The organism is Ignavibacteriales bacterium (genome assembly GCA_015709675.1).
Classification (GTDB): Bacteria; Bacteroidota; Ignavibacteria; order Ignavibacteriales; family Ignavibacteriaceae; genus H2-BAC3.
Genome location: CP054182.1, coordinates 2,990,832 through 3,004,885, shown reverse-complemented (window position 1 = coordinate 3,004,885; position 14,054 = coordinate 2,990,832). Strand labels below are relative to the sequence as shown.

Genomic DNA, 14,054 nt, shown 5'->3' with positions numbered 1-14,054 from the left:
GAAATAAAAGGAGTGTAATGCTCCTTTTATTTTTTATTTTAAGTTCTACTTTATTTGCTCAAAATTCTCTGCCCTGGCAGGAAAGAAGTTTTAAACCAGTTAAAGACTCTTTACTGCTTGCTGCAGGAGATAATTTCATTGTACCATCCTCAGGAAACCTGTCCGATGAAGAATATATAGTAGGCCCGGGAGACAGGTTCTTTATCTCAGTGATGGGAATAGAGGAGATAACATTTACCCCTGTAATAGATTATGAAAATAATATTTACATCCCGGGACTCGGAGCAGTTAATTTAAGACACAACACACTAAAATCTGCCAAATTAAAACTGGATTCACTCGTTCAGTACAATTTCCGGAAAGTGAAAACATTTATAGCTTTAAGTGAAATACGCAAAGTAAAAGTCCAGATTACCGGAAGTGTTAAGAATCCAGGTGGTCTTATTCTTTTCGCCAATTCCAGATTAAGCGATATTATTTCATCGGGGAAATTTCTAGAAGAAACTGCAGATATAAGAAATATTCTGGTTACCTCATCGGATAATTCACGAATGAAATTTGATCTTCTCCGTTTTTTCAGGCTGGGAGAATTGAGCCAGAATCCCTATATAAGAGAAGGGGATTTTATTTATATACCGCGATTCGACCGGCATGTCACCTTGAGCGGTAGTGTTTCTTACCCTGGTGTTTATGAATTTGTCGAAGGGGAATCTCTTGCTGATATCATCAGTACTGCCGGCGGATTTACTTCCGATGCCCGTAAGGATTCAATTGAAATAATCAGATTTGATGAAGAGGGCAAAACTCAGTATTCAGCGTATATCGATATTCAGAAAGATAATCTGAAAGGAATACTTCTCAGAGATCGTGACAGAATTCTTATAAGAAAAGATCCTACTCTTTTTGAAGAACACATTGTTCTTGTTGAGGGTTATGTGAAATATCCCGGATACTACCGGATTGAAAAAAATGTTACAAAACTGACCGATATCATAAAACTGGCGGGAGGATTACATCCTGAGGCATCCTTGGTTGATGCATCACTTTACAGGAATGTCAGACGTGAGGAGTTTGATCCGGAATATGAGCGAATTAAAATGATCCCCCGTGCTGATATGACTGAAGATGAGTATGATTACTTTAAGTCTAAGGCGAGAGAAAGAAAAGGAAAACTGGTGGTGGATTTTGTGTCACTTCTTGAGAAGGGGGATAAAGGAGAAGATGTGTTTCTTAAAAGAAATGACAGAATTGACTTTCCCGCTAAGAAGAATTATGTAACAATTATCGGTCAGGTCGTTAATCCTGGGAAACTGGAATATAAGGATGGTTTCTCTGTTGAAGATTACATTAGACTAGCGGGCGGATTTGGATGGCGGGCATTAGATTCAGAAGTACGTGTTGTTAAATCTTCAACTGGTGAATGGGTCGATGCTGAGGATGTTGATGATTTAAGTCCAGGCGATATTATCTGGGTTCCGGAAGATCCGCCATCTCCTCCATTCTGGACAATATTTAAGGATACGTTAAATATACTCGGACAGGTTGCAACTGTAGTTGCTGCAACAGTTGCCGTTGTTGTGAGTGTACGATAAAAATGATTCAGCAATTTATTAAAATTATCATCTCACGCCGTTACCAGATTACCGGGCTGTCCGTTACCGGGGCAGTATTTTTATTCCTTTGGTTCTGGCTGGCCGCTCCAATCAGTTATATTTCCCCCGTAGCGATTCTCCCTCCTGATAATGCAAAAGCCGGAAGTTTTTCTTCTCTCTTACAGGGGGGTGATTTGTCCATGCTGCTTTCCGGATCATCAGGTGTAAATTCACAATTATACGCCCAAATTCTCAAAAGCAGAACCGTATCTCTTTATGTTGTTGATAAAAATAATCTTGTAGAATTCTTCGATACTGAAACTAGAAATCAGGCGGCTGAGAAGCTTGAAAAATCCCTGTATGTTGATGTGACGAAAGAGGGAATTCTGAAAATGCATGTGACGGTAAAAACAGGTTATTTTGCCCGGTTTTCTGATGAACGTGATTCCATCAAACTGCTGAGCAGAAATATTTCAAATGCCTATATAGAGAGTCTTGACAAAATAAATCAGGAAAAATTATCTTCCAGAGCTGGTAAAGTACGGAAGTATATAGAACAGCAGATCGAAAAAACTAAATCGTCATTGGATTCTGCCGAAAAAGCACTTATGGAGTTTCAGTTAAAGAACAGGACACTTTCAGTACCTGATCAGATTAAAGCAACGATGGAGACACTTGCCAAGGTAAAAGCGGAAATCATTGCTACGGAAATTCAAATTGGACTGCTTGAACAGAATTTTGCACCGAGTCACTCAGCAGTTATAGCCGCAAAATCTAAACTTGAAGAATTACAGCAGCAGTATTCAAAACTTGAGAACAGTTCTTCTGATATATTTATGTCGTTTAAGTCCGCGCCTGAACTGGGATATCAGCTGACTAATCTCATGAGAGATGCAAAGATTCTGAATGAGGTCTATCTCGTACTGCAGCAGCAGTACTATAAAGAACTGGTCCAGGAAAACCGGGATGTGCCGACTCTTGATATTCTTGATATGCCACAGATTCCGGAAAAAGAGATTGCACCAAGAATAATTATGGATACTGCCGCGGGCTTTATCTTTATTTTAATTACAATTATTTTACTTTTTTATATTAGAGAAATGAAGATGTTCAGTTACTTAAGAAATAAAATGAGTAATGGATAAGAAAGTTTTTCTGGTAACAGGCGGAGCGGGGTTTCTCGGTTCTCATCTTTGTGATTTGATTATCAGCAAGGGTCATAGTGTCATCTGTATGGATAACCTGCTGACCGGTGATATTCATAATATTGAACATCTCTTTGGAAATGAATCTTTTAAGTTTGTTAAACATGATGTTACGGAATTCATTCATGTGAGGGGAAACGTTGATTATATCCTTCATTTTGCTTCTCCGGCTTCACCGATTGATTACCTGAAACTTCCCATTCAGACACTTAAAGTGGGATCATTAGGTACTCATAAAGTACTCGGTCTTGCCAAGGAGAAAAAAGCGCGCTTTTTACTTGCATCAACTTCTGAGGTTTACGGAGACCCGGAAATCCATCCTCAGCCGGAGTCCTACTGGGGAAACGTTAATCCGGTGGGCCCAAGGGGAGTATATGATGAAGCAAAAAGATTTGCAGAGGCCATGACCATGGCATACCATAGATTCCATGGAGTAGAAACCAGAATTGTAAGGATATTTAACACCTACGGTCCCCGGATGAGACTCAATGACGGACGGGCTCTTCCTGCATTTGTTTCCCAGGCGTTAAGCGGTGAGGACATAACCGTATTCGGAGATGGATCACAGACCAGAAGTTTTTGTTATGTGAGTGATCTGATTGAAGGAATTTATGCTCTACTGATGTCTGGTGAATCGGAACCGGTTAATATTGGAAATCCTGCTGAAATAACAATCAAGCAGTTTGCCGAGGAAGTTATTTCTATAACAGGAACAAAATCAAAGATTATTTATAAGGATTTGCCTGCTGATGACCCCAAAGTGAGGCAGCCGGATATTTCCCGGGCAAAGTCCTTGCTTGGTTGGGAACCAAAAGTTGAGAGGGATAAAGGATTAAAAATAACAATTGACTATTTCAAGAATAAGTTAGGCGTTTGATCTGTTCAAGGGTAATGGATTTTTAAAGACATTAGCCGGGGCATCAGTACTCATAACAATTTTTAATGCAGGGGGAAAGGGAATTGGATTCCTGCGAGAACTGGTATTTGCCTCCTCTTTTGGCGTAAATCAGGATCTTGATATCTACTTCGTCAGTACCCTGTTTCCAGTGATGATATCCACCTCTTTTTATTATATTGCCCAGAATTATTATATACCATCATTCAGCAGGGTGAATGCAGGGAATCCTGCTGAAGCTAAAAGCTATTATAAGACCGCTCTCATTAAGAGTGGATTACTTTCCATAATTACTGCCGCGATTCTCATACTTTTTTCTGAATTAGTACTGGATGCATTTCTCGGGGAGATATCAACTAAGAAATTTGATCTTGCTGAGAAGCTCTTCTTAATTTATACTCTGACGCTCCCGCTTTCTTTTGTGTTATCCATAATTATTTCCTGGGAGTATTTTAATAACAGATATTTGCATTCACTTATTTCTCAAATCTGGCCTAATCTGCTTATTATTCTTTTTGTGCTATTCGCTTCTGGATCCTTTGGAGTTTATACCATAGCCTATGGTTATCTTTCTGGAATAGTACTTCAGTTTCTTCATTTGATTTTTATTACACGGAAGGATCTTAGAGAGAAGAGTATTATCGCGAAAATGAGCTTTGCCAGAGTCAGACTGATTCCGGCTTTTATTGTAGTGGTTTTGATTGAGATTGTCGGACAGTTTAACCCATTAGTTGACAGAGCATTTTTCACACAGATTAAAGAGGGAAGTATATCAGCATTAAATTATGCAAATAATCTTATGCTGCTGCCCGTCTCTATGATTGCAATGGCTTTCTCAACAGCTCTTTTTCCAAGGGTGGCAGATTATTTTGCCAAACAGGATTTTGATGCCCTTCGGAATAAGTTAGGGCAGTCAATAGAATTAATAACTTTTCTCATCCTTCCGTTAGTTTTACTATTTTTAATATTTCCTTATGAAATTGTGAACACTGTCTACATTAATTCATCATTTTCTACTGATGATCTTGAGATGGTAAGCAGCAGTTTTTTTATTCTCATCCTTTCGCTTATTTTTTACTCAGTTTATGCTGTATTTAGTAAATTTTTATATGGTATTAACGGGGCATTTGCATTACTGCTAATAAATATCTCAGCACTCCTGATTAAGCTTGCTGTGAATTATTTCTTTATTCATGAATATAATTACCTAACCTTGGCAATATCAACGTCGGTCAGTTATGTTTTCTTGTTTGGGGCCAGTCTGATTCTGATTTATAAACGGATAGGCGGAATCAGTAATTTTCAACTCGTGAATATTATAAAAATTGTTGCATCTCTTAGTATAACAGGTGGATTAGGTATGCTGCTTGCACAATGGTTACCTCTTTCCTCCCTTTATCTTAAACTGGGATTCCTTATTCTCTTGTTGTTGGTTTATTTCTTGTTCGCCAGATTGTTCAAGTTACGAATAGTAAAACTGGTTTTTAATAAAGACCTGGTCAATGCTGCGAACTAAAAAGTATAATCCGGTTCATTCTATTACCTATTTTCAGTATGTTGCTGATTTTGCGTTATCTATGCTGCGCTGGCTTAGGAAAATTTTACCCGGAAAACGTTACGGAACTGTTATAATGTCATCTCATAAACTGGGTGACTCGATTTTTACTATTCCAGCACTTAGATTGGTGTTGGAACACACAGGAAGTACGATTGTAACAATTATAACATTTGAGGAAAACAGGGAAATTTATAGCAGGCTTTTTCCGGGAGTGAATTTTATAATTATCAGTCGCAATGATTTTTTCTATCACGGCAAAGTGCTAAAACTTTCACTTTGGCGGAAATATTTTTCTCTTCCGGCAGAGTATTTCTTTGACTTTTCCGGAGGACTTTATTCTGCTGGAATTACTATTCTCTCACCTGCGAAAAAGAAAATTGGTATAAATCTTCCGCTATACAGTAAAGTTTATGATAATTATATTCCCATCAGACAGACTCCGCATATCATGGATATTTATCTGGATATTGTCAGAGGTTATTTTGGTGATTTCCCACCGGATTCACTAAAGCAGTTTCCGTTAAGAATTTCTTCAATAAATTCTGTTTTGATTGCGCCAGGCGGGGGATGGAAGGCAAAAGAGTGGGGAATAAACAGATTTATCCAAACAGCGAAGTTACTGAAAAAGAGATTTGAAATACATTTTGTATTTCAGGCTGATTATCTGACCGAAGAATTCAAAAAGGCACTTTTTGAAGAGTCGCTTTCATTTACGGAAACGGCAGATATTGCTCAGCTTATTCAATGCATAGAAAAATATGACTTATTCCTGTCAAACGATACGGGTCCACTCTATATAGCAAATTTCCTGGGGAAATCTACTTTTGCGGTTTATGGACCGACCAATCCTGATTTTCATATGCCTTATGGCAGCGGGCATGGATTCGCTGTAAAAAGGATAGCATGTTCTCCCGTCACAGAAAAGTTTTGTCATGAATTGGGAGGCAGAAGCTGTTTTCATCATTCATGCATGTCAGAACTTACAGTTGATGAAGTCTATTTACGGCTTTCAGAATTTATAGACTCGTTTAATGTACCGCGGGACCTGAATAGATGACTGGCAAGTATTCCATAAAACTCTTCTACATGCAAGGAGTTCCAATTCTGCTGCTAGCAGTGCTACTATTTGCTTTTGCAGGCATTTACAGTTTTACCCTGCCGGTATTATTGGTCCTATATTTACTGAATGAAAAATTCGGGGATGATTTCCTTCTCTTTATTTCACTATTTCTTCTGATTGGTTTTTCAGGGGATGTGGGTGACGAACTCCGTACGATACTCAATCTGACAGCATTCGGTATCGCAGGGATTCTGATGTTAAAAGGAAATTTTTTTACAAAACGGACTCATGCCGGATTTCCGGGTACGCTGACAGTCTTTTTTATTGTGATACTTTTATCAATGGTTATCTCGACTCTGAATTCGGGATATAATGTATTAGGCTCCGGGCACACTCTCAGACAGTTTATGTTTTTTGTCCTGTTATACTTTACCTATAATATAATCAGGGAGTATAAGGATATACAAAAAATTATTGATTTCTTTATCCTGATTTCCGTATTTGTCGCTCTTACCATTATTGAGAGTTTCTTTTCCAACATTACGTCAGTTGAAAAATTAATCACGGAGGTTATGGTAAAAGAAGGAGGGTTGTTCTCGAATGTAGCCGGACCAGGTGCACTTATTGCTATCGCGCTGATAGTTATGAACTACAGGATAGTTTCAGGTCAGGGTATTATTCTTACCAATAAAAATCTTAACATATTTCTTACCTTTATCCTGGTGCTTGGTTTGCTGCTTACGAATTCCCGGGGCGCAATGCTCTGCGCTGCGGCAGGCAGCATAACCTATCAGTTATTGATGAACAGAAAACGATTTGGGAAGATTATAGTCTGGAGCGCAGGAATTCTTGTGTTGTCCTTCCTTATTTTTTCTGGTTTTTTTGATGTGATAAACCTCTTCTTTAGAACGGAGAGGGTTTTCGAGAATACCAGGTATACTCTCTGGGAATTGACATGGAATATGATAGAAAGGAATGTGATTTTAGGAACCGGCCCCGGAGTACCAAAAATTGCCTGGACCCAGTATACCAATGTTATGTTCGATACCTGGACAGGGGATCAGGTGATGTGGGTATTCGAAAAGGGGGGACTTGGCCATTCCCACAATTTTCTTCTTTTCAGATGGGCTGAACTTGGTCTTTTAGGACTTTTCTCCACAATATGGCTTTACGCGTATCTTCCCTATAAAGGTCTGAAGTTATTTAACGAATCCAGGGTCAATAATAATCAGGAACTCCACCTTCTTGCAGGGCTGGTAATTGCTGTCATCTCAGGAATTTTCATTCGATCAATTATTGAGGCAACCGGAATCTTATCCCATGGCTGGATTTCAAGGGATTTCCCATTTTGGATTTTTATTCTGATTCTCTTCAGGGCGGGAAGTCTGAAGACAAAGACCGGTAATGCAGGCAGAGAGGATATCGGATTATCCGGGTATTGATTATCGGGGATGTGTTGGCCCCTCATTTGGTAAAGTGGAGCAGGGCACTTTTCGCGGCAGGCATAGACCTCTACCTCTGGAGTCTGAACAAGCCTGAAAAAGCTGATTATGAGGATGAACTCTTAGCTCGTATTTCCTCCCCGGGTATTTATGTGGATGCAAACAAGGAGGGGACGATGGGTAAGCTGGGCTACCTTAAACAGCTCGGTCATCTTAGGCAGACCATTCAACGGTTTCGTCCGGATATTTTGCATGCACACTATGCCACGAGTTACGGTCTCTTAGGGGCAATGTCCGGAGTGAAAAACTTTATTATCTCAGTCTGGGGGTCTGATGTGATGAGTTTTCCGGGTAAATCGCCCATTCATCGATTTTTGCTGAGAAAAGTTCTAAACAGGGCTGCTCAGGTACAGGCAACCGGAGAATTCTTGAGGAAAATCACAGAACAGTTTACCGATAAGGTAAAAGTTGTTAATTTTGGCTTGGAAAACTCGTTTTTTTCCAGAAATCCGGTTAAAGTAACCGGTGTTGTCCCGGAGATTGTGATCGGGTCAGTAAAGTCGTTGGAGAGCCATTATCGTATTGATGTCCTCATAAAAGCTTTTGCGATAGCAAAGAAAAAGTCAGAAGTAAGCCAAAATCTAAAACTTCTTATTGTCGGAGATGGAGCATTAAAATCTGATTTACAGAAGCTTTCCGTTCAGGAAGGAATTTCCGATGAAGTTGAATTTACCGGCAGACAGCCATATTCCACCATCGCTGACTTCCATAGGAGAATGGATATTCATGTATGTACCTCAGAGAGGGAGAGTTTTGGTGTATCAATACTTGAAGCCATGGCATTAGGAATACCTGTTATCTGCAGTGATATTCCTGCTTTTGATGAACTTGTAACTGATGGAGTCACTGGTCTACGTTTCCGGCAAGGAGAGCCGGATAATCTGGCAGCAAAAATACTCTCCTTAATTAATAATGATGCACTTAAGCAATCATTACTAACACATGCAGCAGAACGCGCGCAATATTATAAATTAAACCGGTGTGTCACATTGCAAATAGAGACATACCGTTCATTGTTGAGTAAGAGAGTTTGATCAGCGTTATTTGTCCGGTTTTTAACGAAGAACATTTTATAAAACATATCCTGGATCACTTTATTTCTGTCAAACCGGCAGAAAAAGAACTTATTCTTATTGACGGCGGATCAACCGACCGGACAACAGAAATCATCCAGGAATATATAGATAAGTATTCAAATATTATCCTTTTGCATAATCCTAAAAGGTATGTTCCGTTCGCTCTTAACATGGCCATAACAGCAGCCAAGGGGGATCCTATTATCAGGATTGACGCACATACAGAATATGCTGACGATTACTATGAGAAAATTCTGGAGGTTTTTGAGACCACAGGTGCTGATATTGCAGGCGGAGGATATAATCTTAAATATAAAACCGCATTTCAGCAGAATGTAGGATCAGCTCTTTCAAGTAAATGGGGCACCGGAGGAAGCGAAGCTTTCGACGTTACAATCAAAGGATATTCAGATCAGGTCGCTTATGGTGCGTGGCGAAAGTATATTTTTGAAAAAACAGGATATTTTGACGAGTCATTGCTGAGAAATCAGGATGATGAGTTTCATTACCGTGCTAAATCCGCCGGATTTAAAATTTACCGGGACCCCGCAATAAAACTTTGGTATTACCCGCGGAGTTCGTTGTCAGGGCTTTTTAGCCAGTATTTTCAATATGGAGACTTTAAACCACTTTCACTGAGCAAATCAACAATTGGTATCAAAATCAGGAACTTTTTCCCATCGGCTCTGGTGTTGTATTTTCTTTTATCGCCATTGGCTGTCTGGTTGACTGGGTCGTATCTGTTCCTTTTGCCGGTGTTGTTGTATGTAATCATAACACTGATTCTTTCTTTTAAAACCTTCAGGAATCTGCAGGAAACTCCTGAAAGTCTCTTAATATTTTTTACTTTACATTTTTCATACGGCCTTGGTTTCCTGAAGGGCTTCAGCAGATTGTTTAAGTATTATGTCAATGACTGAAAAAGAGTATATACATTTTCACCGTCCTTATATGGATGATGAAGAAATACATGAAGTGGCTGATACCATTCGTTCAGGCTGGCTGAGTGTAGGGCCCAAGACATTACTATTTGAAGAACGATTCCGGGAGTATATCGGTTCGAAATACGCTGCAGTGGTTAACTCATGGACCGCAGCCGGTCATCTTGCACTTGAGGCAATTGGACTTAAAGAGGGGGATGAAGTAATTATTCCAACATTTACTTTTCCTGCAACTGCTGAAATAATCTGTTACTTTAAGGCAAAGCCGGTTTTGGTGGATATACATCCTGACTCAATGAATATGGATGTTTCCCAAATCGAATCGCGGATAACTTCAAAAACACGCGCAATTATTCCGGTTCACTATGGCGGTCTTCCTTGTGATATGGATGAAATAAATCAGATCGCAAAGAAATATAATTTAACTGTGATTGAGGATGCTGCTCATGCTCTTCCTTCATGGTACAAAGGGAAAAAAGTTGGTACCCTGAGTGATATAACCTGTTTCAGTTTTTACGCTACTAAAACTCTCGCAACCGGCGAAGGGGGAATGGTTTGTTCCGATAATGAGGATATTCAAAAAAGAGTATCTGTCATGCGGCTGCATGGCATTGACCGTAATGTATGGAACAGATACGCAAACGCCGGTTCCTGGTACTTTGAAGTTATTGCTCCGGGATATAAATATAATTTTACTGATATTCACGCTGCACTCGGAATTGTTCAGCTTCGCAAACTCGAAGAAATGTGGACAGCCAGGAAAAGGATAACGGGAATATACGACAAAGGATTTACTAATAATGAACTGCTTACGCTGCCAAAGCATTTTCCTGATCGTGAATCTTCGTATCATTTGTATGCTGTAAGAGTAAACCAGGATGCACTGAGCGTATCACGTGATCAGATTATCCAGGAACTAAAGGAAGAGGGTATTGGTACCAGTATGCATTTTATACCGGTACACCGTCATCCATTTTACAGGGATACCTTTAAACTGGATCTGAAGGATTATCCCCATGCTGAGCATGCTTATCACACGGTAATTACACTTCCGATTTACCCAGGTCTTTCGGATAAAAATATTGAAAGGGTTATTGAAACTGTTAGCAGAATATTACAAAAACACAAGAAGTGAGATTGAATTGAAAAATAAAGGTTATCTGATAACCAAGCGGGTTACCGATATTTTGGTCTCTATTCCTGCTGTTATTTTACTTGCTCCGGTATTACTGGTTTTATGCATTCTTATCGTACTTGATTCAAAAGGCTCGCCGTTTTTTATTCAGGAAAGAGTAGGACTAAACGGAAAAATATTCCGAATGTTCAAACTTCGTACAATGTATACCGGTTCTGATAAAACAGCCGAAGTACATACTGAAGAAAATGATCCGAGAATCACGCGTTTTGGAAGATTCCTCAGACGGACAAGTCTCGATGAAATCCCGCAGTTCCTGAATATTCTTTTGGGTCATATGACCTTGGTAGGCTGGAGACCTGAATTACCAATAATTGTAGAACAGTTTAGCCAGGAACAGAAAGAACTGATTTATTATAAACCCGGATTAACCGGCTGGGGTCAGATAAACGGGCGTCACGATATTCCATGGCAGGAAAAAGCAACTCTTGATTTAGAGTATTGCAAATCTGCTACGCTGCAATCAGATTTTAAGATTCTTCTTAACACATTCACTGTTATCTTTTCCAATAAAGGAAACAGATAAATAGTCAATGAATAACTGCGGCTAAAGGTTATAATTCATGCGAAGAAGACTGCTCATTCAACTCTTTGCTGTTCTTCTTCTTGTTCCTGGGAACAGCAATGCTCAGGTGCATTCACTTTCAGCGGACCATCCTGTTTATAATTATCTTTTCTTGAAATCATCTCAAGGGTATCTTTCTGAATATGCACCGCATATTCTTCCTCTAACAACCAGCCAGATACTTGTGTATTTAGATTCTCTGCTTCTGAGAGAAAAAAGAACTTCGGGCCATGAGAATAATCTTACCACTGAATATATCCGTTATATAAGGTCATTTTCTGACCCCCATATATCCCTGAAAGAGGGAGAGGAATGGAATTTTTACGAGTATTCATCAATTAATGAAGCATCTGCCTTATACTCATATCATGACAGCATAATAAGATTTGATGCGGATCTTGCGGGTGATTTTTCACTGGTATTTCAGCAGCAGGATAACGCGAAACCGGGGAATTCTTTTCTGATGGGATATGGGGCCAAATTCAAATTTCAGTACTCAGACTGGCTGGCTGCTTCTCTTATGCTTCAGAACGGCAATTCTTACGGTGACAGGGATGCTGCTTTAAGTGAAGCCCGCATCAGGAACAGCCATACATTCACTGCCACCGGACGAAATAACTTTGATTTCAGCAGGGGGTACTTCAGGATAGCTAATGAACATTTGAGTCTGTCAACGGGCAGAGAAAAGCTTCTCATCGGAGCATCAATAATAAACAGAACCATTTCAGGTGAGGAAAAACCTGATTTTGATTGTATAAGATTTGAAACCCGGTATAAAAGTGTTTCATACTCCTTTCTTCACTCATGGCTGACTACCGGACTAGCGGAGATATCACTTTCGGGGAAGACGGTTGAAAAATATAAACCTAATAAATATTTTGCAATGAACCGTCTTGAATGGAGAATGTTTGATAACTTCTCTATCGGTCTTACGCAAATGATGATATATGCTTACCGGTCACCGGAACTTGCTTATCTGACCCCGTTTCTTTTTTGGGAGTCAGCTCAGCGTTCAATGAATGATCCTGATAATGGCTTACTGGGCTTTGATTTTACTTACGACCCGATTAGCGGAGTGCGGCTGACAGCTGAGATTCTGGCTGATGATATTAATTTTGATACGTTCGGATCTGAGGGGTTTAACAGTTTACAAAATACAACTTTATTCAGGACAGCACTTTTTTTTCCGGAACTGCTTCCGCTCAGTAATGCATTGGCAGGATTTGAAATAACTGCTGTCAGACCTTTTACATTTTCACACCCGGGTTATAAAGACGCACTGAATTTCACTAATAATGGTGTATTGATGGGGGACAAAATTGAGCCGAATAGTGTGAATTATTCATTGTTCTTTTCATGGCAGCCATCGTATGCGTATGTTTTCGGAATTAAAGCTGATTATACGCTGCATGGAAAAAATACGTATGCGGCTGGCGGAACCCTGCTTTATAATTTTGGAGGGGATTTCAGGGAAAGTTACAATTACTTTACTCCCAGAGTACATAAACTATTAGCGGGAGAGCGGTTGACTAAAGGAGCCGTTGCTGTTGATTTTTCATACCGATTCAGTTACCATATTTTACTTACGGCCAGATTTCGGTATGAGCAGTCAGTCTTTAAAGGAATTACAAACGAAACAGCTAATACGCTCATTTCTTTTGTATATACACCGTTCGGAGAACGTTACTGACAGTTGTTTCTTTTGGCTGGTCAGGAATAAATTTTCTGAATCATAAATGCCTCTCCAAAGAAAAATCCTCCTTCAGCGCCGCGAACTTTAGCAAGGGCACGTAAAACCTCCGGCGAGCGGGGATGGGGATCAGGGCGGGCTTCGATTTTATAGGCTTCCATCGCTCTGATTTTCGCTTCAACATCTTCTTTTTCAACATTTACATAGAAGTTTGGTTCCCACATAGCCGGTCTGAGATACCCTGTGGAAGATGGTACTTCACCACAGAACAGTGGAATATGAGAATGCACGGAAGGACGTGTGGCAACAACAGCGGCTTCGTGGCAATACTGATGATCAATATTTGTGCAAAACCGGTGATGGGTAAAAATAGCATCAGGTTTTACTGTTTGTATGATATTCTCCAGCCAGTGGGTAAGTTCCAGGAGTGTATGTTTATCCATTTCGTTATCCGAGAATTCTCCCAGAAAAAGATCGGATTCCTTTATGCCAAGAATTGAAAGAGCATGTACTGTATCTTTTCTGAGGGCTTTAAGAGCCTGAACTCTGGTTGCTGCATCCACGGTGTTTCTTCTGCCATGGACTCCGGTATTCGGTATTGCCACATAAACCCTGGTACCGTTTTTAATCATTTTATTGATCGTCGCACCGGCTGACAATGTTTCATCATCCGGGTGAGAGTAAAATGTTAAGACTTTCTTAAAGTTCAGAATCATACGAAATTACTAATGTGTTAGGTTAAAATTCTGGAAAACACACCATATCATCTGAAGTC

12 protein-coding genes are annotated in these 14,054 nt (G+C 39.7%); 11 read left to right on the top strand and 1 reads right to left on the bottom strand.

What is annotated here, in order from left to right; translation table 11 throughout:
* Positions 1 to 17: 17 nt before the first annotated feature.
* From HRU80_11540 to HRU80_11490, 11 genes are all read left to right on the top strand, one after another.
* Entirely contained in the window at positions 18 to 1,592 is a 1,575-nt protein-coding gene (locus HRU80_11540) for an SLBB domain-containing protein (GenBank protein ID QOJ29474.1), read from the top strand.
* A 2-nt stretch (positions 1,593 to 1,594) separates the two neighbouring features.
* Positions 1,595 to 2,737 (top strand): hypothetical protein, encoded by a 1,143-nt coding sequence (locus tag HRU80_11535; GenBank protein ID QOJ29473.1) that lies wholly within the window; start codon positions 1,595 to 1,597, stop codon positions 2,735 to 2,737.
* Entirely contained in the window at positions 2,730 to 3,674 is a 945-nt protein-coding gene (locus HRU80_11530; protein QOJ29472.1) for an SDR family oxidoreductase, read from the top strand. The genes HRU80_11535 and HRU80_11530 overlap by 8 nt, the downstream gene beginning before the upstream one ends.
* Before the next feature lies 1 nt (position 3,675).
* A complete protein-coding gene (locus tag HRU80_11525; protein QOJ30533.1) occupies positions 3,676 to 5,208 on the top strand; it encodes a polysaccharide biosynthesis C-terminal domain-containing protein in 1,533 nt (510 codons plus the stop codon).
* Between the two features lie 115 nt (positions 5,209 to 5,323).
* On the top strand, positions 5,324 to 6,307 hold the full coding sequence (locus HRU80_11520) for a glycosyltransferase family 9 protein (GenBank protein ID QOJ29471.1): 984 nt from the start codon (positions 5,324 to 5,326) through the stop codon (positions 6,305 to 6,307).
* Positions 6,308 to 6,417: 110 nt separating this feature from the next.
* Positions 6,418 to 7,752, top strand: coding sequence for an O-antigen ligase family protein (locus HRU80_11515; GenBank protein ID QOJ29470.1), 1,335 nt, complete (start codon positions 6,418 to 6,420; stop codon positions 7,750 to 7,752).
* Positions 7,749 to 8,846 (top strand): glycosyltransferase, encoded by a 1,098-nt coding sequence (locus HRU80_11510; GenBank protein ID QOJ29469.1) that lies wholly within the window; start codon positions 7,749 to 7,751, stop codon positions 8,844 to 8,846. Before HRU80_11515 ends, HRU80_11510 begins: the two co-directional genes overlap by 4 nt.
* On the top strand, positions 8,843 to 9,808 hold the full coding sequence (locus HRU80_11505; protein ID QOJ29468.1) for a glycosyltransferase family 2 protein: 966 nt from the start codon (positions 8,843 to 8,845) through the stop codon (positions 9,806 to 9,808). Before HRU80_11510 ends, HRU80_11505 begins: the two co-directional genes overlap by 4 nt.
* Positions 9,801 to 10,964 (top strand): DegT/DnrJ/EryC1/StrS family aminotransferase, encoded by a 1,164-nt coding sequence (locus tag HRU80_11500; GenBank protein QOJ29467.1) that lies wholly within the window; start codon positions 9,801 to 9,803, stop codon positions 10,962 to 10,964. Before HRU80_11505 ends, HRU80_11500 begins: the two co-directional genes overlap by 8 nt.
* Positions 10,924 to 11,550: a sugar transferase gene (locus tag HRU80_11495; protein ID QOJ29466.1), complete on the top strand. Its 627-nt coding sequence runs from the start codon at positions 10,924 to 10,926 to the stop codon at positions 11,548 to 11,550. Before HRU80_11500 ends, HRU80_11495 begins: the two co-directional genes overlap by 41 nt.
* 37 nt (positions 11,551 to 11,587) lie before the next feature.
* Positions 11,588 to 13,279 (top strand): hypothetical protein, encoded by a 1,692-nt coding sequence (locus HRU80_11490; GenBank protein ID QOJ29465.1) that lies wholly within the window; start codon positions 11,588 to 11,590, stop codon positions 13,277 to 13,279.
* A 20-nt stretch (positions 13,280 to 13,299) separates the two neighbouring features.
* On the opposite strand, the gene HRU80_11485 is transcribed toward HRU80_11490, so the two are convergent.
* The gene (locus HRU80_11485; GenBank protein ID QOJ29464.1) at positions 13,300 to 13,995 is read right to left on the bottom strand and encodes a PIG-L family deacetylase; all 696 of its coding nucleotides are present in this window, start codon (positions 13,993 to 13,995) and stop codon (positions 13,300 to 13,302) included.
* Positions 13,996 to 14,054 lie beyond the last annotated feature (59 nt).

What these genes read in the sequence shown, in the direction of transcription:
- HRU80_11540 (QOJ29474.1), top strand. Translation starts at nt 18, where the DNA reads ATGCTCCTTTTATTTTTTATTTTAAGTTCTACTTTATTTGCTCAAAAT.
- HRU80_11535 (QOJ29473.1), top strand. Translation starts at nt 1,595, where the DNA reads ATGATTCAGCAATTTATTAAAATTATCATCTCACGCCGTTACCAGATT.
- HRU80_11530 (QOJ29472.1), top strand. Translation starts at nt 2,730, where the DNA reads ATGGATAAGAAAGTTTTTCTGGTAACAGGCGGAGCGGGGTTTCTCGGT.
- HRU80_11520 (QOJ29471.1), top strand. Translation starts at nt 5,324, where the DNA reads ATGTCATCTCATAAACTGGGTGACTCGATTTTTACTATTCCAGCACTT.
- HRU80_11500 (QOJ29467.1), top strand. Translation starts at nt 9,801, where the DNA reads ATGACTGAAAAAGAGTATATACATTTTCACCGTCCTTATATGGATGAT.
- HRU80_11490 (QOJ29465.1), top strand. Translation starts at nt 11,588, where the DNA reads ATGCGAAGAAGACTGCTCATTCAACTCTTTGCTGTTCTTCTTCTTGTT.
- HRU80_11485 (QOJ29464.1), bottom strand. Translation starts at nt 13,995, where the DNA reads ATGATTCTGAACTTTAAGAAAGTCTTAACATTTTACTCTCACCCGGAT.